This window comes from Bradyrhizobium betae, from assembly GCF_050632175.1.
Classification (GTDB): Bacteria; Pseudomonadota; Alphaproteobacteria; order Rhizobiales; family Xanthobacteraceae; genus Bradyrhizobium; species Bradyrhizobium betae_B.
In genome coordinates this window covers 4,815,505-4,833,866 of sequence record NZ_CP192576.1, presented here as the reverse complement: position 1 = coordinate 4,833,866, position 18,362 = coordinate 4,815,505, and the positions used below count along the sequence as shown (strand labels likewise).

Annotated in this window: 10 protein-coding genes and 6 pseudogenes; 5 read left to right on the top strand and 11 right to left on the bottom strand. The window is 64.7% G+C overall.

Going from position 1 to position 18,362, the window contains the following annotated elements; translation table 11 throughout:
* Nucleotides 1-25: 25 nt before the first annotated feature.
* Nucleotides 26-859, bottom strand: coding sequence for a universal stress protein (locus tag ACQ86E_RS23310; RefSeq protein WP_431201984.1), 834 nt, complete (start codon nucleotides 857-859; stop codon nucleotides 26-28).
* A 207-nt stretch (nucleotides 860-1,066) separates the two neighbouring features.
* On the opposite strand from ACQ86E_RS23310, the pseudogene fixL reads away from it, so the two are divergent.
* The 4 genes and pseudogenes from fixL to ACQ86E_RS23290 all read left to right on the top strand — a co-directional run bounded on the left by fixL (nucleotide 1,067) and on the right by ACQ86E_RS23290 (nucleotide 4,476).
* Nucleotides 1,067-2,585: pseudogene (gene fixL, locus ACQ86E_RS23305) on the top strand (sensor protein FixL).
* A 3-nt stretch (nucleotides 2,586-2,588) separates the two neighbouring features.
* The gene (gene fixJ, locus ACQ86E_RS23300) at nucleotides 2,589-3,206 is read left to right on the top strand and encodes a response regulator FixJ (protein WP_015687710.1); all 618 of its coding nucleotides are present in this window, start codon (nucleotides 2,589-2,591) and stop codon (nucleotides 3,204-3,206) included.
* Between the two features lie 45 nt (nucleotides 3,207-3,251).
* Nucleotides 3,252-3,674 (top strand): response regulator, encoded by a 423-nt coding sequence (locus tag ACQ86E_RS23295; RefSeq protein ID WP_431201983.1) that lies wholly within the window; start codon nucleotides 3,252-3,254, stop codon nucleotides 3,672-3,674.
* Between the two features lie 103 nt (nucleotides 3,675-3,777).
* Nucleotides 3,778-4,476, top strand: coding sequence for a helix-turn-helix domain-containing protein (locus tag ACQ86E_RS23290; RefSeq protein ID WP_431201982.1), 699 nt, complete (start codon nucleotides 3,778-3,780; stop codon nucleotides 4,474-4,476).
* A 46-nt stretch (nucleotides 4,477-4,522) separates the two neighbouring features.
* Here the strand turns inward: ACQ86E_RS23290 and ACQ86E_RS23285 are convergent.
* The 5 genes and pseudogenes from ACQ86E_RS23285 to ACQ86E_RS23265 form a co-directional block, all read right to left on the bottom strand.
* Nucleotides 4,523-5,824: pseudogene (locus ACQ86E_RS23285) on the bottom strand (MFS transporter); the annotation flags it as partial.
* Between the two features lie 23 nt (nucleotides 5,825-5,847).
* On the bottom strand, nucleotides 5,848-6,366 hold the full coding sequence (locus tag ACQ86E_RS23280; RefSeq protein WP_431201981.1) for a PRC-barrel domain-containing protein: 519 nt from the start codon (nucleotides 6,364-6,366) through the stop codon (nucleotides 5,848-5,850).
* A gap of 21 nt (nucleotides 6,367-6,387) precedes the next feature.
* Nucleotides 6,388-7,632 (bottom strand): amylo-alpha-1,6-glucosidase, encoded by a 1,245-nt coding sequence (locus tag ACQ86E_RS23275; RefSeq protein ID WP_431206541.1) that lies wholly within the window; start codon nucleotides 7,630-7,632, stop codon nucleotides 6,388-6,390.
* A 324-nt stretch (nucleotides 7,633-7,956) separates the two neighbouring features.
* Nucleotides 7,957-8,510: pseudogene (locus ACQ86E_RS23270) on the bottom strand (glycogen debranching N-terminal domain-containing protein); the annotation flags it as partial.
* A gap of 132 nt (nucleotides 8,511-8,642) precedes the next feature.
* Nucleotides 8,643-10,407: pseudogene (locus ACQ86E_RS23265) on the bottom strand (ABC transporter ATP-binding protein).
* 276 nt (nucleotides 10,408-10,683) lie between these two features.
* Between ACQ86E_RS23265 and ACQ86E_RS23260 the strand changes: the two are divergent.
* On the top strand, nucleotides 10,684-11,754 hold the full coding sequence (locus ACQ86E_RS23260; protein ID WP_431201980.1) for a glycosyltransferase family 4 protein: 1,071 nt from the start codon (nucleotides 10,684-10,686) through the stop codon (nucleotides 11,752-11,754).
* Between the two features lie 141 nt (nucleotides 11,755-11,895).
* On the opposite strand, the pseudogene ACQ86E_RS23255 reads toward ACQ86E_RS23260, so the two are convergent.
* The 5 genes and pseudogenes from ACQ86E_RS23255 to ACQ86E_RS23235 form a co-directional block, all read right to left on the bottom strand.
* Nucleotides 11,896-13,826 (bottom strand): annotated as a pseudogene (locus tag ACQ86E_RS23255) (alkyl/aryl-sulfatase).
* Between the two features lie 67 nt (nucleotides 13,827-13,893).
* The gene (locus ACQ86E_RS23250) at nucleotides 13,894-15,051 is read right to left on the bottom strand and encodes a diguanylate cyclase domain-containing protein (RefSeq protein WP_431201979.1); all 1,158 of its coding nucleotides are present in this window, start codon (nucleotides 15,049-15,051) and stop codon (nucleotides 13,894-13,896) included.
* A gap of 119 nt (nucleotides 15,052-15,170) precedes the next feature.
* Nucleotides 15,171-16,451: a TRAP transporter large permease gene (locus ACQ86E_RS23245; RefSeq protein ID WP_431206540.1), complete on the bottom strand. Its 1,281-nt coding sequence runs from the start codon at nucleotides 16,449-16,451 to the stop codon at nucleotides 15,171-15,173.
* A gap of 222 nt (nucleotides 16,452-16,673) precedes the next feature.
* Nucleotides 16,674-17,033 (bottom strand): annotated as a pseudogene (locus ACQ86E_RS23240) (TRAP transporter small permease); the annotation flags it as partial.
* A gap of 265 nt (nucleotides 17,034-17,298) precedes the next feature.
* On the bottom strand, nucleotides 17,299-18,300 hold the full coding sequence (locus tag ACQ86E_RS23235) for a DctP family TRAP transporter solute-binding subunit (protein WP_431201978.1): 1,002 nt from the start codon (nucleotides 18,298-18,300) through the stop codon (nucleotides 17,299-17,301).
* Nucleotides 18,301-18,362 lie beyond the last annotated feature (62 nt).

The following is an 18,362-nucleotide window of genomic DNA, read 5'->3' as shown; positions in this document are numbered from 1 at the left end:
TCTTCGATCTGCTTCCAGCCGGCCGTCAGTGCGACAGCAGCACGCAGCGGGCGGATTGCGTGACCAGATATTGGGTAACACCGCCGAGAATCATTTCGCGGAAGCGCGAATGACCATAGGCACCGGCAACGATCAGGCTTGCGCCGACATCGCCGGCAACTTTCTCCAATTGCCCGGCGACGGTTTCGTTCCGGGCCGCCTCGCAAACGCGCGCGGTCGCGGTAACGCCGTGGCGGGCAAGCCAGGCCGTCACGTCGGTCACACCGGCGACGGCGACGGGACGGTCGTCGTCGCCCTCGGGAATCGCGACGACGGCGACATCCCTTGCCTTGCGCAGCATCGGCAGCGCGTCGGCGAGTGCCCGCCGCGCCTCCGGCGTATCCTTCCACGCCACGAGGGCGCTGCGCAGATCGAGCCAGTTGACTCCGTCGGGCACGACCAGGATCGGCCGGCCGGACTGCATCACCAGATCCTTGGGGCTTGCGAGCGCGAATGCGTCGGAGAAGGCCGGGCTCTGCCCGCCGCTGACGATGATGTCGGCGCAACGTGCCTGGGTGAGCGTAAACCGTTCCGGGAAATCCATGGCACTGCGCCATTCCACATGGCCGCCGCGATTTTTGATCGCGGCACGGAATTGCGCTTCCAGTTCGGCCAGGCGCCGCTTGATGGAGACTTCTTCCTGGTCGATCAGTCCCCGAGCCGCGGCACCATCGGTGAAATACAGCGGCGGCGCGAATTGCGCCGCGGCGACTCCGACGATGGCCGCCTCGAATCGCTCGGCAAGCTCGCCTGCGACCTGCAGACGCGAATCGTTGGGCTGATCGAGCGCCAGGCTGACCATCACGGTCGCATATGTCATTGAAAACCCTCCGGGGCATTACGCTTTCATCAAACTGTAGCCCAGCCGATGCTCCGCAGGATGAGATAGATCAAACGCCCCGGGCACCGTGCGGCGGGCCTCCGCCGATGGACTAAGACATCCGAACTTGCCTCAGGCCCGGCCTTGGGCGACATTGCGTCGGCGGTAACGGCATCCGGGCGAACCGCATGAAGATGGAGTCACCACTTGTCGCCGACCCGCGTTACACATCCGAATGATGACGGTCGGGGCGAGCATTTCCGCGTTCGAATCGAGGGGTTTGGCGTCGGCACCTGGGATCTCGATCTCAGGACGATGGAATTGGAATGGTCGGACACGTCCAGGGCCCTGTTTGGCGTCGAGCCGGATCAGCCGGACAGCTACGAGCTGTTCCTGGCTCGCCTCGAGCTCCAGCGACCGCGCGTGGGTCGAGCGCGCGATCAAGCGCGTCTGCGAGCACGGCGGCAGTTTTGACGTGTCCTTCAGGGTCGCAGGCGACCACGGCAGGGGAAAGTGGATTCGCGCCCGGGCTGGTCTCATTCGGGACGAGGCCGGCACCGCCTGTCACCTCAGCGGCATTTTCCTCGACGTCGACGAGGAGAAGCAGGTCGAGGAGGCGCTGCGCACCCGCGAATCGCACCTGCGCTCGATCCTCCAGACCATTCCGGACGCCATGATCGTCATCGATGGCCATGGCGTGATCCAGCTGTTCAGCACGGCGGCCGAGCGACTGTTCGGCTGGCCCGAGCAGGAGGCGATCGGCCAGAACGTCAGCATTCTGATGCCGGAGCCCGACCGCGCCCGTCACGACGGCTACATCGCGCGCTACCGCGTCACCCACGATCCGCACATCATCGGCATCGGCCGCATCGTGACCGGCAAGCGCCGCGACGGCACCACCTTTCCGATGCATCTGTCGATCGGCGAGATGCAGTCCGGCGGCGAGCCCTATTTCACCGGCTTCGTCCGCGATCTGACCGAGCACCAGCAGACCCAGGCGCGGCTCCAGGAGCTGCAATCCGAGCTGGTCCACGTCTCCAGGCTGAGCGCCATGGGCGAGATGGCCTCCGCGCTCGCCCACGAGCTCAACCAGCCGCTTGCCGCGATAAGCAACTATATGAAGGGGTCACGGCGGCTGCTGTCGGGCAGCACCGATCCGAATATCGCCAAGATCGAGAGCGCCATGGATCGCGCCGCCGAGCAGGCGGTGCGCGCCGGCCAGATCATCCGGCGGCTGCGCGACTTCGTCGCGCGCGGGGAGTCCGAGAAGCGCGTCGAGAGCCTGTCGAAGCTGATCGAGGAAGCCGGCGCCCTCGGCCTTGCCGGCGCGCGCGAGCAGAACGTGCAGCTCCGCTTCAACCTCGATCCAAATGCCGAACTGGTGCTTGCCGACCGGGTCCAGATCCAGCAGGTGCTGGTCAATCTGTTCCGCAATGCGCTGGAAGCGATGGCGCAATCGCAGCAGCGCGAGCTCGTCGTCGCCAACACCCGCGTCGGGGACGACATGATCGAGGTGGAGGTGTCCGACACCGGTTCCGGCTTCCAGGACGACGTCATTCCAAACCTGTTTCAGACTTTCTTCACCACCAAGGACACCGGCATGGGCGTGGGACTGTCCATCAGCCGCTCGATCATCGAAGCTCACGGCGGCCGGATGTGGGCCGAGAGCAACGCGTCGGGCGGTGCGACATTCCGCTTCACCCTGCCGGCAGCCGACGAGACCTGATCCATGACGACCAAGGGACATATCTACGTCATCGACGACGACGAGGCGATGCGGGACTCGCTCAACTTCCTGCTGGATTCCTCCGGATTCGGCGTCACGCTGTTCGACAATGCGCAGAGCTTCCTCGACGCCCTGCCCGGCCTCGCCTTCGGCTGCGTTGTCTCCGACGTACGCATGCCGGGCATCGACGGGATCGAGCTGCTGAAGCGCATGAAGACGCAGCACAGCCCGTTTCCGATCCTGATCATGACCGGTCATGGCGACGTGCCGCTCGCGGTCGAGGCCATGAAGCTGGGCGCCCTCGACTTCCTGGAAAAGCCTTTCGAGGACGACCGACTCGTCACCATGATCGAATCCGCGATTCGCCAGGCCGAGCCGGCCGCCAAGAGCGAATCCATCGCCCAGGACATCGCAGCGCGGGTCGCCTCCTTGAGCCCCAGGGAGCGCCAGGTGATGGAGGGGCTGATCGCGGGCCTCTCGAACAAGCTGATCGCCAGGGAATACGACATCAGCCCGCGCACCATCGAGGTCTACCGGGCCAATGTGATGACCAAGATGCAGGCCAACAGCCTCTCGGAGCTGGTGCGGCTGGCGATGCGCGCCGGCATGCTGAAGGATTGAGGCAAGTCAAGATGCGGTCTCGCTGCCCGTGCTAGCTGATCAAGCATGATTGAGATCAGCTCTTATCCTGGGCAGCTCCCGATGGCGCCATCCACCAAGCCCACGATCTACGTGGTCGATGACGATGATGCCGTCCTGGGATCTCTGCGCTTCCTGCTGGAAACCGACGGCTTTGCCGTGCGGACCTTCAGGAATGCCACGGCGCTGCTCAATGCGAGCGGCGGGCACGGCGCGGACTGCTACGTCATCGACTACAAGATGCCCGGCATCAACGGCCTCGAGCTCGCAGGCCGCCTGCGCCAGTCCGACGGTGAGACCCCGGTGATCCTGATCACCGGCTATCCCGACGGAAATATCTCGGCTCGAGCAGCGGCCGCAGGCGTTAACGACGTGATTTTGAAGCCGCTTCTCGACGAAAACCTGGTCAAGCTCATCCGGAACGTCATCCAGGACAGGACCGGAAACTGACCTACGGGGTTCTACGTAGGTAGACCTCCTTAAGATATCTCGCGAAATTTTCGAAGCACCCGATACCGCGTACCAAAGCGTCATCACAACGGAGATGGCGCAGATGCTGACCCAGACCCTCAACACCCAGGCGATCAACACCCAGATCGGTGGCAGGATTGCTCCCGCCCATCCCGTCTCCGACCAGTTCGGCGCAATCGCGGGCCACATCGGCGTGGTCGCAACCGAGTTCTCCTACCGCAAGGAAGAGGAGATCTACGGCGAGGACGAGCCGTCTGAGTACGTCTACCAGGTCGTCACCGGTGCGGTGCGCAGCTACAAGCTCCTCTCCGACGGCCGCCGCCAGATCGGTTCCTTCCATCTTCCCGGCGACGTGTTCGGCCTGGAGTCCGGCCCCACCCACCGGCTTGCCGCGGAAGCCATCATCGACACCACCGTGCGCCTGGTGAAGCGCGCCAGCCTCGAAAAGGCCGCCGGCACCGACGTGCAGGTCGCCCGCAAGCTCTGGGCCATGACCGCAGGCGAGCTTCGCCACGCCGAAGACCACATGCTGCTGCTGGGCCGCAAGACCGCGATGGAGCGCGTCGCCACCTTCCTGCTCGAAATGGACCGCCGCCTCGCCGTTGCCGGCATGATGGCGCTGCCGATGTGCCGCCGCGACATCGGCGACTATCTCGGCCTGACGCTCGAAACCGTGTCGCGCGCGCTGTCGCAGCTTCACGCCCAGGGCATTCTCGGCTTCTCCGGCGCCCGCCAGATCGTGCTGCGCAACCGCGCGCGCCTGCACAATCTCGACGCCTGATCTTTCCTCCCCCAGTTGTGGCCGGCTGAATTCGTTCAGCCGGCCATTTCTTTGCGGCGATCATGCCGGTGCGCCGGGTCTCCGGCATCACCAGCAGGATCAGCAAAAGCCCGGTCGCGGCGACGCCGGAAAGTCCGATGAACGCCGTGGCATTGCCGAACCTGTCGCTGACATAGCCACCAAGCGCCGTGCTCAGCGACGCACCGATGCCGGTCGCGGTGCCGACGATGCCCTGTGCAAGGTTGAAGTGCCCGCTGCCAAAGGCGACGTCGGCCACGATCAGCGGAATCATCACCGCGAACACCGCCGCCGTGATGCCGTCGAACACTTGCACCGCGACCAGCAGATAGGGATCCCGCACCGTCGCGAACAGCAGGCCACGGATCGTCAGCGCGGCGAACCCGATCAACAGCAATGGCCGCCTGCCCCATGCCTGCGCCTTGCGTCCGACGGTCGGCGACAGCAGCGCCACGATCGCCTGCGGCACGACAATGCAGAAGGCGACGAGGACCGTCGCCCATTGGCTCGATCGCGCCGTCACCGCGCTCGCCATCAGCGGCATCATCGCGGCGTTCGCGAGCTGCAACAGCAGCACGCTCAGGGCAAAGACGATCAGCGGCTTCTGCCGGATCAGGTGCCAGATATTGGTGTCGCCGCGATCCCTGGCCTCGCGCGGCATCTCGCCATGACAACGCGCGATATCGACCTCCTCCTCGCGAATACGTGACAGCGCGATCAGGGTCGGGATCGCCAGCAGGAAGGTGACAAGGAACACCGAGCGGCTCGACAGCAGGTATCCGGCCGTGCCCATCACCGCCGCCGCAACGCCGTTTCCGAGCGAGGCGAACCGCGCGTTGCGGCCGAGCCGCTCGCCGATCGCCAGCGGCCCGACGAGGCCGAGACTGATCGCCGCGATCGCCGGCCCGAGCACGCAACTCGCCGCCGCATGCAGCGTGGCCGCGGCCATCACCACCGGGAAGATCGGCATCGCCGCATAGGCCAGCGCGCAGCAGCCGATGGCGGCGATCGCAAGTCCGGCGACCAGCCGCTCGGATTTCGCGGCGTCGATAATCGCACCGCCCGGCATCTGCCCGATCAGGGCGACGATGCCGCCGATGGACAGCACGAGGCCGATCTCGACCTGGGTCCATTTCTGCGTCGTGAGATAGACCGCGATGAAGGGGCCGAAGCCGGTCTGCACGTCGGCGAGGAAGAAAATGAACCAGTCGAGACCGCGCAGGCTCTGGCGCGACGGGGCCGGAATACCCGCGGGCGATGGCGCGGCTGAAGTGCCCTGTTCAACGCGACTCTCGCGATCTGCATGGTTCGGCTTTCTCGACAGCATCACCGGCAGCCATTCCTCCCCGCGCCTCACTGAACAGCTTGCAGCGGCTGCAGGCTCCCGGACGCCCCGAGCACGACCATCGGCGTGTCTTCCTTGTACTCCGGCGCGGCCGCGACCTGCGCCTTGGTCAGTTCCAGCGTGATGCTGTCCTTCTTGTTTGCGATCTTGCCGAACCGCAGAGCGTTCCAATCCACCACGATCTTGCGGCTGCCAACGCCGAGGAAGCCGCCAAAATCGATGACAGCAGCGCGAACTCGGCCACTCCGATCGACGATGACGTCGACGATCCGGCCCATGCCCTCGTTCGCTGCGCTGAGCACGTCGCGGCCGAGCACGCCATGCGCATCGCTGGCGCCGATGATCGTCACCGACGGCGGCGGCGCGGCGTCCTTCGGCGTGACCGGAACCGTCGAGGCCGGCGGCGCTGCCGTCGCCGACGCATTCTCGCTCGAGGCCGCGGGCGGCGCCTCGGCGGCACGCGACATCGCGACCGTCAATCCCGCGACGATCGCGACGCTCAGGGACAACCATCCGGCGCTACGCATGAACCCTCCTCGCCGACGCCGCTAGCGCGCCAGCACGATCGACACCTGGATCTGGCCGCGCGTGCGCAAGACCTCCAGCGCCACGTCGTCGCCGTGGCGGCTGACGCGCAGATCCACGCTGGACTCGCCGAGGCGCAGATCGCGCAAGATCACCTCGTTCAGGAACGGCGGCAGATGCGGATTGCGCAACCGGATCTCGCCGCGGCCGACGTCGAACTCGATGCCGAGCGCCGCCTCCAGCAGCGTGAACGGCGTCGCGCTGGCCCAGGCCTGCGGCGCGCAGGCGACCGGATAGAGCGTCGGTCCGCGCCGCTTCTCGCGCCGGAAGCCGCAGAACAATTCCGGCAGCCGCCGCAGGTCCATGTAAGTGGCCGCGTCGAACAGGCCCTTGAAGACATGCGCGACCGAATGCTTCAGCCCGTAGCGCGCGAGCCCGAGCGCAATCAGCGCGTTGTCATGCGGCCAGATCGACCCGTCATGATAGGACATCGGATTGTAGCGCACCTCGCCCTGCGCGACGGTGCGGATGCCCCAGCCCGAGAAGAAATGCGGCCCCATCAGATCGGCGGCGACCAGACGCGCGCGATCCTCGCGGATCATGCCGCTGAACAGCACCTGCCCGGCATTCGAGGTCCGCACCTTGCAGGGCCGCTTCCTGCCATCGAGCGCGAGCGCATAGGTGCCGAGCTCCTCGCACCAGAATGCCTTCTCGAACCGCTCGGCCAGCGCCTTGGCTTCAGCCTCCAGCTTTCTGGCAAGCTCCGGCTTGCCGAGCCGCAACGCACAGCGCGCGGCGAGCTGTTTTGCGGCGAAGACGTAGCCTTGCACCTCCGCCAGCGCGAGATTACCTTCTGCGAGTTGACCGTCGGCATGAAAGATCGCGTCGTAGGAATCTTTCCAGCCTTGGTTGGCCAACCCCTTTTCGGTCGCGCGCTGATATTCGACAAAGCCGTCCTGATCGGGGTCGCCGGGACCGTCGATCCAGGCAAGCCCTGCCTCGATCGCCGGCCACAGCTCGGCGAGCGTTTTCTCGTCGCCGGTGCGCTCGAAATAGCGCCCCGCCAGCATGACGAACAGGGCGGTCGAGTCCACGCTGCCGTAATATTGCGCGAACGGCACCTCGCGCAGTGCGGCCATCTCGCCGCCGCGCATCTCGTGCAGGATCTTTCCGGGCGCGGCATCGGCCAGTGGATCGACCGCCTTGGCCTGGAAATGCGCCAACCGTCGCAACACGCCCTTGGCGATGCGCGGGTCGACCCACAGCATCTGCAGCGCGGTGATGAGGCCGTCACGGCCGAACGTCGTCGAATACCAGGGGATGCCGGCATAGGGATAGCGGCCCTGCGGCGTCTCCGTCATCAGCATGTTGAGGTCGGCCATGGCCTGGCACAGCACCTCGTTGAAGATGTTGTTGGAGGTCTCGATGCTGGCCGCCCCCATCGTCGATTGCCGCATCTCGCGGCGATGGGCCAGCAGGCCCCTGAAAAAGCGCGCCGGCTTCTCCGCGATCGGCCGGTTGCAGGACGCCGCCACGAACAGCGATCTCGACTCGTGCGGATCGAGCTCGAGCTGCCAGGTCGCGGCATTCACCGACAACTTCGTCGGCCGCGGGTCGAAATGCAGCCCGGTGGTGCGCGCGGCATCGTCGAGGCCGCGGTATTCGAACAGCACGTCGGTGGGCCCGAGCAATTTGCTCGTGCCGGTCCCCGGCGCGCGCGCCGTTCGCCGCGGACCTCGAACAGATCGGCAAAGTCGTTGCCGAACAGCAGCGTCAGCTCGAAGATGGCGCGGCGGTCGCCATGGTTCTGCACGCCAATGCGCTGATAGGCTGTGCCGCGCCACAGAAAGATCGTGCGCACGATATGCAGCAGGTCCTTCTGCAGCACCAGGCTGCCACTGCGGTAGATGTCGGGATTGGTGAGATCGACGGTCAACGCCGAATTGTCGTCTCGCAGGTTCGAGCCGAGCAACAGCGGCTGGAGATCGTCGAGTACGAGCTCGAGCCGCGCCAGATAGCGCGTGTCATGGTTGAACAGACCGTCGGGCCCGCCCGCGGACGCGCCGATGTCGCCGTGGCTGTCGAGCACGATGAAGGTATCGTCGTGCTTGAGCGAGCGCCGCGGCCGCGCCGATGGCCCTGTCATCGGAATGTAGAACGGCTGCTCGGCGACCTGTTCCAGGGTCCGGGTCACGGAGACGAGTTGTGTTACGGCTTCGGCCGCCATCGGCTGCTCCCCTGCGCTGGTGTCAAGACGCAAACGACTCGAACGCGACTGTTACGCGGCTGCTTGCGCGAGCCGGCTCATTTCCTGCGTGACCAGCTCACGATAGGGCCCGTGGCCCTGCATCAGGCGCTCGGGCGAGCCGTCCTCGATGATCTTACCACCCTTGAGCACCACTACGCGGTCGAAATTCCGCAGCGTTGCCAGGCGATGAGCAATCGCTATCACGGTGCGGCCACGCATCAGGCGCGATAGCGCCTCGCGGATCGCCTCCTCGGATCTCGCTGTCGAGCGCGGCGGTCGCCTCGTCCAGCAGCAGGATCGGCGCGTCCTTGAGGAAGGCGCGCGCGATCGCGATGCGCTGGCGCTGGCCGCCGGACATCTTGACACCGCGGTCGCCGACCATGGTGTCGAGGCCGTCCGGCAGGCCGTCGATGAAGTCGCAACGCGCCGCAATCGCCGCGCGCAGCACCTCGTCGTCGGTCGCATTGGGCCTGCCATAGCGGATGTTCTCGCGAATGGAGCGATGGAACAGCGAGATGTCCTGCGGCACGACGGAGATGGCTTCGCGCAGGCTGAGCTGGGTGACCATGGAGATGTCCTGGCCGTCGACGGTGACGCTGCCCTCGTCGACGTCGTAGAACCGCTGGAGCAGCGTGAACAATGTGGACTTGCCGCCGCCGGACTGGCCGACCAGGCCGACGCGCTGGCCGGGCTGCAGCCGCAGGCTGAACCGCTCGAAGATCTTCTCGCTGCCGGGATAACCGAAAGTGACGTTGTTGAATGCAATCGCCGCGCCGCTCTTGACCAGGGGCTCCGCCTCCGGATGATCGCGCAGCTCATGCGGCACCAGCAGCGTCGCGATCGCCTCGGTCAGGCGCGCGACATGCTGGGTGACATCGACCAGCGCAACGGCAAGGTCGCGCGTCGCGCTCAGGATCGAGATGCCGAGCGTACAGACCAACACGACGTCGCCGGTGGTCGCCTCGCCTTTCTGCCAGAGCGTGACCGCCCAGGCCATCAAGGCGATCGTCAGCAGCACGGTCACGGCGGCATGCAACAGGCGCAGTTTCTCCAGGTAGCGCAGGCTGCGGCTTCGCGCCGTGAGCTCCCGGTTCACTGTCGCGTCGAACCGCTCGTGCTCATGGCCGATGCCGCAGAAGGCGCGGACCAGGGGCATGTTGCTGATGACGTCGATCATTTCGCCGTCGACGACGGCGGCCTTGTCGGCGAAGTCGTCATGGAGCGGCTTGCCGGCTGCGGCGAGACGGAACATGGCGGCCACCATGCCGCCTGCGATCACGATCAGTCCGAGCGCCATATAGGGGCTGACGGTTCCAATCAGGGCGATCGCCGCAATTGTGGCGATGCACGGCGGCAACACATTCCAGACGAACATGTTCTCCACCGTGAACACGGCATTCGACGTGGCCGTAATACGGCTGGTCAGCATGCCCGGCATCCGGTCGGAGAAATAGCTCGGTGAATGCCCGGTCAGATGACGAAATATGTCACGGCGCAAATCGCCCGTGACACGAACGAAGGTGAAGCTCGCTGTCCAGCTCGCGATCCGCCACAGGAAGTTGTCCGCAGCGATCAGTGACATGAGCAGAATGAATGCCAGCCATACGCTTCCACCGTGCGACGGTCCCGCCGACAGAGCATCGACCAGGGATTTGACGCCGTATTGCGTGCCCACTGAGCAGGCAACGGCTGCAACGACAGCGGTCAGGATCACCAGGTGCGTGGCCAGATGTCGCCGCAGATAGCGCAAGACAAAGGCAAATGGCCTGCGCGCGTATCCAGAAAGATGATCCATGTGACTGCGACCCCGTCGTGATGTTTCTAATTTTCTTGGTGATCGACTGAACATCGACCGCTTCGCCTCGGTTCCCGGGCCAAACCATCACGACATGCGGATGCGGACGATGTGAGAAGAGCTGATGGCATCATCGCGACCACGTTGCGGTGTGTCGAAGAAGTAACGTTCGAGAGAGGAACTTCGCAATTGCGAGAACGTTCCCCCGACTGGCATGCCGGTGCCGACACACGGTGGGGGCTTAGACTTCCATGATCGCACAGAGGAGATGGTGAGATGCGCATTGCGCAGGTAGCTCCGTTGACGGAGGCTGTTCCACCCAAGCTGTATGGCGGCACCGAGCGGGTGGTGCACTGGTTGACGGAAGAGTTGGTCGCCCTTGGACACGACGTGACGCTGTTTGCCAGCGGCGATTCACAGACGTCGGCGAAGCTGGACGCAACCTGGCCGCGGGCGCTTCGCCTCGACGGGTCCGTGCGCGATCCCAATGCGCTGCATATGGTCATGCTGGAGCGCGTGCGGCAGAAATGTGACGACGAGGAGTTCGACTTCCTCCACTTCCATCTCGATTATTATCCGTGGTCGCTGTTCTACCGGCAGCCGACGCCATTCCTCACCACGTTGCACGGCCGACTCGATCTTCCCGAGCATCAGCCCGTGTTCAACACCTTCTCCAAGGTCCCCGTCATCTCAATCTCGAATGCGCAGCGGCGCCCGGTGCCGCAGGCGAACTGGGTGAGGACCATCCATCACGGCCTGCCGGAAAATTTGTTGACGCCGAAGCCGGCGAAGCAAGAATATCTCGCAGTGCTCGGCCGCATCGCGCCCGAGAAAGGCGTCGATCGCGCCATCAAAATCGCGATGCAGTGTGGCATCCCGCTGAAGATCGCGGCCAAGGTCGATCGCGCCGATCAGGATTATTACGACGAGCTGATCAAGCCGATGATCACGAACAATCCGCTGGTCGAGTTCATCGGCGAGATCGGCGATCACGAGAAGTCGGATTTTCTCAGCGGTGCGCTCGGCCTCTTGCTTCCGATCGATTGGCCGGAGCCGTTTGGTCTGGTAATGATCGAGTCCATGGCCTGCGGCACGCCGGTGGTCGCCTTCAACCGCGGCTCGGTGCCTGAAATCATCGACGAGGGCCTCACCGGCTTCGTGGTCGAGGACATCCTCAGCGCGGCCGGCGTCGTCAAACGGCTGCCGCAACTGGACCGCACCGCGATCCGCAAGCAGTTCGAAACGCGCTTCACCGCGCGGCGCATGGCACTGGACTATCTCGCAGCCTACCGAAGCCTGATCGAGGCGCAAGCGCCTCGGATCAAGCTGGTGAGCAGCGCGGAATAGCGGGCACTGTCGCCTCAAAATGCGCTGTCATGCCCCGCGAAAGCGGGGCATCCAGTACGCCGCGGCCGGATTTGGTTCACACAACGCCCGCCGCGGCTCTGGATTGCTTCGCTGCGCTCGCAATGACGGAGACAGCGGTGGCTAGACCACCACCGCTCGCTTCGGCTCCACGATCTCGAACATCCGCGGAAACTCGTCCATCAGGCCCATCAGCTCTGCCAGCTTCATCGGGTTTCCCGCGAGCTTGACCTTTCCGGCAGCCACCGCCTCCGGAAAGCTCGTCAGCTTCCCGATCACCTCATCGAGTGTCGCGCGCGCGAGCGTGAAGCTGGCGTCCGCGCCCTCCACCTGCACGCCTTCGGTGTAGGTCAGTGCGCAATTCTCCAGATTGAGCACGAACGTCTCGCCCGTATCCGAAAAGCTCCAGTTCAGCACGATGTGCTTTCCTTCCGCCTTCGGCCCGTTGAGGCGAATGCCGAGCACGTCCCATAGCTGTGAGGTACGCAGTGCAGCCAGCGTCTCGCGCGGCATCGGCGGACGCGCCGGCGTCTTCGGCATGCCCTGACGCAATTCCTGCGCGCCGAACAGATAGGCATTGCGCCAGGTCGCGCTCTCGGCGGCATAGCCGAGCTGCTCCAGCGTGTCCGCGAGCAGCGCGCGTGCTGCCGCATTGTCCGGCTCGGCGAAAACGAGATGACCGAGTGCCTGCGCGACGAAACGAAACTCGCCCTTGTCGAAGTCGACACGCGCGCGTGCGAGAATGGCGTCGGCGCCGCCCATGTACTCGACATATTTCCGGCCCGATTCGACCGGCGGCAGCGGATCGAGATTGACCGGATTGGCGTCGTACCACCCGAGATATTTCTGGTAGATCGCCTTCACGTTATGGCGGATGTGGCCGTAATAGCCGCGGCCATGCCAGGCGCCCTCGAGGCTCTTCGGCAGTTGGATCGTCTCGGCGATCTCGGTGGCGGTGAGGCCGTGGTTCATCAGGCGGATGGTCTGGTCGTGCGCAAACTTGTAGAGGTCGCGCTGCTGCCGGATCATGGTGCCGATGCGCTCGCGTCCCCACACCGGCCAGTGATGCTGGCCGCACATCGCCTCCGCCTTGCCGTCCCAGAGCTGGAGGGCCTCGTTGAGGTACTTCGACCAGGCCAGCGCGTCGCGCACGTCGGCGCCGCGGAACGGCAGCAGATTGTGGAAATTGTGGGTGCAGTTCTCGGCGAGGTTCAGCAGCTTGTAGCGCGGGATGAAGAAATGCATCTCCGCCGGTGCTTCGCTGTTCGGCGCCATCTGGAATTCGAACTCGACGCCGTCGATCACGCGCCGGTCGCCGGTCGCCATGATCAGGTCGGTCGGTCGCAGCAGCGCGACAGAGCCCGCCGCCATCGACTTGCCGAGGCCGCAATCGACCTGCCCTCGCACGCCCTTTGCCAGGAACGGGCCGAATTGGTATTGCGCCCGGCGCAGCATCGCCGGTCCCGCGATGATGTTCTCGGACACCGCGTGCTCCATGAACAGGTTCGGCGCGATGATCGGCACGCGTCCAGTCGCGAGCGCATCCTCCTCCAGCACGCCGCGCGCACCGCCCCAATGGTCGGTGTGGGTATGGGTGAAGATCACGGCCGCGACCGGCCGCAGGCCCCGGTGCCTGAAATAGAGATCGAGCGCGGCGCGCGCCCCTCGATCGAGGTCAGCGTGTCCACGACGATGACGCCGCTGTCGCCCTCGATCAGCGTCATGTTGGCGATGTCGAACCCGCGCACCTGGTAGACGCCGGGCACGACCTCGAACAGCCCGTGCTGCATGTTGAGCCGCGACTGCCGCCACAGGCTCGGATTGACCGTCGGCGGCGCCTCTTCAGTGGACAGGAAGCCGTAGGGCTTCAGGCTCCAGACCGTCCGCCCCTGCGGGCCCGTGATCTCCGCGTTCTCGATCGTGCCGAGGAAGCCGCGCGCGGCGTCATCGAAATCCCGCGTGTCGGAAAACGGCAGCGCAATCAGCATCGCCGCTTGCTGCGCGATGACGGACGGTGTTGCGTCCTTCGGCGTGTCGGCTTCGATGCTGCTCATAAGGCCCTCCCCGGCTCGTCCTAATTGGGGAGGCATCTAACCGCATCTCGATTGCGGTTCCAACCGCTTACGCAGCGATTCCTTTCGCAACCGGCTGGCCCGCCGCGTTCGCGCCCGGCGTTCGCAGGTCCCGCGCAAGCACATAACCGCCGCGTTCCTGCTTGGCCCGGTAAAGCGCCTTGTCCGAGCGCGCCAGCAGCGCTTCGGCGGTGCGCCCGTCGTCCGGCGCAACGGCAACGCCGACGCTGACGCCGAGCTCGATCACCTGCCCCTCGACCTCATACGGAGCGCCGATCGACTGCACGATGCGATGGGCCGCCGCTTCCGCATCTTCGGCCGCGCGCTGCACGAGCACGAACTCGTCGCCACCCATGCGGATCACGAGGTCGCCGGTCGCGGCGATCGCTCTGAGTCGGCCGGCGACCTGCTTGAGCAGCGCATCGCCCACGGGATGGCCGAACCGGTCGTTGGCTTCCTTGAACAAGTCGAGATCGAGCGTATGGACGGCAACCATGCCGTCCGCGAGCAGCGGCGGCAGGTCCGCGGCCAGCACCGAACGATTGGACAGGCCGGTCATCGGGTCGATGCGCGCCAGCTGCTCGAACTGCCGCTTGAGCGTGATCTGGCTGATCGAGGCGTTGAAGCTCAGCCGCACCATCTCGAAGCTCGCCCCCACATACATCAGGATGAGGAGCCCGAGCCCGACATGGCGGAGGTCGGGCTGCATGAACGTCACGATCGCGGCTGGCGCTGCGATCGCGACGAGATCGAGCAGCGCCGCGACGGGACGTAGCGCCAGCCGCGCCACCACACCGGCGCCAAAACCGAAGCCGATGCCGATCGCCATGACGCAGCACAGCGCATCGCCCAGCACGATGCTGCGCGCGGCAAACACGCCAAGCACCAAGGCCGTCGCGACCGTGCCGGCAATGTAGCGCCGCTCCCAGCGCGCGGCTTCGGCCCGGCCGGGCTGCGGCGGATGCACGAGGCGGCGGCGGAATGCGACAATCTCGAACAGGCGGACGATGGCGACGGCGATTCCGATAACCGTCAGCGTCGCAGTCACGGCGTCGCCGGTCTCGTAGGTCGTGATGGCCCCGACCATCGCAAGGCAGGCGGCTGCGAGGATGTTCGGCATCGTCGTGCCGTGAAGGGTCGTGATGACTTCCAGATAGACGGCGTCGGAAATCGACGCCGCTCCGGTTTCCATTCTTTTGAACAACATGCCAGCCCGTTCCGCTGGCATGGTCGTACCGTGCATCCGTAAAATGCGTGCAACTCACGGCGACGGCAATTGAACGGTCGGGTTTACCCCGCGTTAGCCATGGGGCCGCTTCTTGGGTCCTACATGCCGAGCAGCCTCGGCAGCCACAGCGACAGACCCGGCCAGTATGTCACGACCACCAGGAATCCCAGCATCGTCAACAGCCACGGCCACACCGCGACTGTCAGCTCCGTGATGCCCATCTTGGCGATACCGGACGCGACATAGAGGTTGAGCCCGACAGGTGGATGGCACAGCCCCACCTCCATATTGACCGTCATCAGGATGCCGAAGTGGATGGGGTCGATGCCGAGTTTCATCGCGACCGGAAACAGGATCGGCGCCATGATCAGGATGATGGAGGACGGCTCCATCACGTTGCCGGCCAGCAGCAGCAGCAGGTTGACGACGAGCAGGAAGCCGACCCAGCCGAGCCCCTGGTCGATCATCCATTGCGCCAGCTGTTGCGGCACGTTCTCGTAGGTCATCAGGAATGAGAACAGCACCGCGTTGGTGATGATGTAGAGCAGCATCGCCGAAAGATTCGCCGACGACAGCAGCACGCGCGGCACGTCGCGCAGCTTCAGGTCCTTGTAGATGAACACGGCGACGATGAAGGCGTAGACCGCGCTGACCGCGGCGGCCTCCGTCGGCGTGAACAGGCCGCTGTAGATGCCGCCGATCACGATCACGATCAGCAGGATGCCCCAGATCGACTTGCGGAACGCATCGAAGCGCTCCCTGAACGTCGCCCTCGGCATCCGCGGATAGTCATTCTTCCAGGCGCGATAGAAGGTCGTCGCCCCAAGCAGGAAGGCCAGCACGAGCCCCGGCACGATGCCGGCAATGAAGAGCTTGCCCACCGAGGTGTTGGTGGACACGGCGAAAAGCACCATCGGGATCGACGGAGGAACGAGAATTCCGAGCGAGCCTGAGGTCGTGATGACACCCGCGCCGAACCGCTTCGGAAAGCCCTGCGCGATCATGGCGGGCAGGATCACCGAGCCGATTGCCACCACCGTGGCCGGCGAGGAGCCGGAAATCGCGGCGAACAACGCGCAGGCGACCACGCCCGAGAGCGCAAGACCGCCGTACCAATGGCCGACCAAAGCGGTTGCGAACGCGATCATCCGTCGCGCCACGCCGCCATGCGTCAGGAAGTTGCCGGCGAGGATGAAGAACGGGATCGCCATGATCTCGAAGCTCTCGATGCCGGTAAACAGCTTCAGCGCGACCGACTCCGTTCGCACGTCGGTCAGCGTGAACATGAAGCTGAGCACGGTGAGACCAAGCGCGATCGAGATCGGCATGCCCGTGAGCATCAACGAGAGCAGGAGCCCGAACACGATCGCGACACGCAGGCCTTGCGGCAGCGTGATGATGTGTGCGGCATGGGCGAAGCAGATGGCGACGATCAGGACCGGCAGCAGCATCAGGATCCAGCCGAGCGGGCTGCGCTCGTCCCGGACGACCTGGCTCCGCGTGACCGGAGCCGGATGAACCGGATCCGGCTCGACACCCTCGACCCCCGCCATATCGTGATGCGGCAGCTCACCGGTATGGTAGAACGACCAGGCAACCTGCAGGAAACGGAAGCACATCAGGCCGGAGCCGAGGGGGATGGTGAGATACACCAGCCACATCGGCGCTTCCAAATCGTTCGACTGCTGGCCGGTCTGCCACATCTGTCCGACGAACGCGGCCCCGAAATAGCATACGATGGAGGTGAACAGCGCGCCGCACAGCAGACCGAAGGTGATGACGCGGCGGCGCGACCCGCCGGGCAGCACGTTGACCAGCACGTCGACGCCGACATGGATGCCGGTGCGGACGCCGTAGGCCGCTCCGAACTTCGCCATCCAGATGAACATGTAGATGCAGAGTTCCTGCGCCCACGACAGGTCGAGCGCGGCGAGCCAGGCGAACGCGGCGCGCGCAGGCACCGCGATGAAGGTCAGGCTGCGCGCCTCCGCCCATTTGGCGATGTCAATCGACAGCCCCGCCCCGTAGCGGTGCAGCACCGCGACGAAGATGAGCAGCGTGGCCGCCGCAATCAGAGTTGCAATCAGCCATTCCTCGAGGTGATCGAGAAAACGATTCAGCACACGCAGCAACTTGGCCCCCGGAATCAGTCTGTCTTCAAGAGCGAAACGGCCGGGAGCGCGTTCACCCCCGACCGTTCGGATTGTCGTTACGGAAACGCTGTCGTCAGTTCATCTTGACGTCGAGTTCCTTGGAGATGAGGTCGAGCACCTCCTGCCCAACCCGCCCCTTTGCCCACTTATACGTCGGTTGCATCGCTTCCTGCCATGCCTTGCGATCGGCGTCGCTCAGATAATGCAGCGTGGTCTTGCCCGTCTTCTTGATCTCCGCCAGCGCGTCCTCGTTCTCCTTGCGCGCGATCGAATTGGTGTAGTCGGTCGCGTCGTTCATCGCCTTGTCGAGTTGCGTGCGGATGTCCGGCGGCAGGCCCGACCAGAATTTCGAGTTGACGATGACGGCATATTGCAGATGCGCGTGGTAGGACACGGTGATGTCCTTCTGCACCTCGTAGAACTTCTGGGTCAGATAATTGGACGCCGTGTTCTCGCAGCCGTCGACCACGCCGGTCTGGAGCGCCTGGTAGACTTCGGAGAACGCCATGATCTGCGGGATCGAACCCATCAGGCGAAAATACTGGTCGGCGACCTTCGATCCGGAGATGCGGAATTTCTGGCCCTGGAAGTCCGTCGGCTTCATCAGCGGACGATTCGACGAGACCATGTGGAAACCGTTGTCCCAATAGGCGAGCCCGGTGATGCCCTTCGTCTCGAGCTTCTGGAACAGCCACTTGCCGACCGTACCCTTCATCGCGCTGGAATAGGTCGCATCGTCCTTGAACAGCCAGGGAAGGTCGAGCGCCTCGAACTCCTTGACACCAAGCGGCGCGAATTTTGCCGTTGACGGCGCCAGCATCTGCACCGAGCCGAGCTGGAGCGCCTCGATCTCCTCCTTGTCCTTGTAGAGCGTGGAGTTCGGATAGATCTCGACCTTGACCTTGCCGTCGGTGTACTTCTCGGCGAGTTCCTTGAATTTCAGTGCGCCCTTGCCCTTCGGCGTGTCGTTGGCGACGACGTGGCTGAACTTGATGACAATCGGGCTCTGAGCCTGGGCAATCGAAGGGGCGAGAGCGAAAGCGGCCGCAGCGACCGCAAGAAGCAGTTTGTGCATGAAGGACCTCCCCAATACCCCTGAAAACCGGGTTTTTTATTCTACGCCGTCAGTAGTGGCAG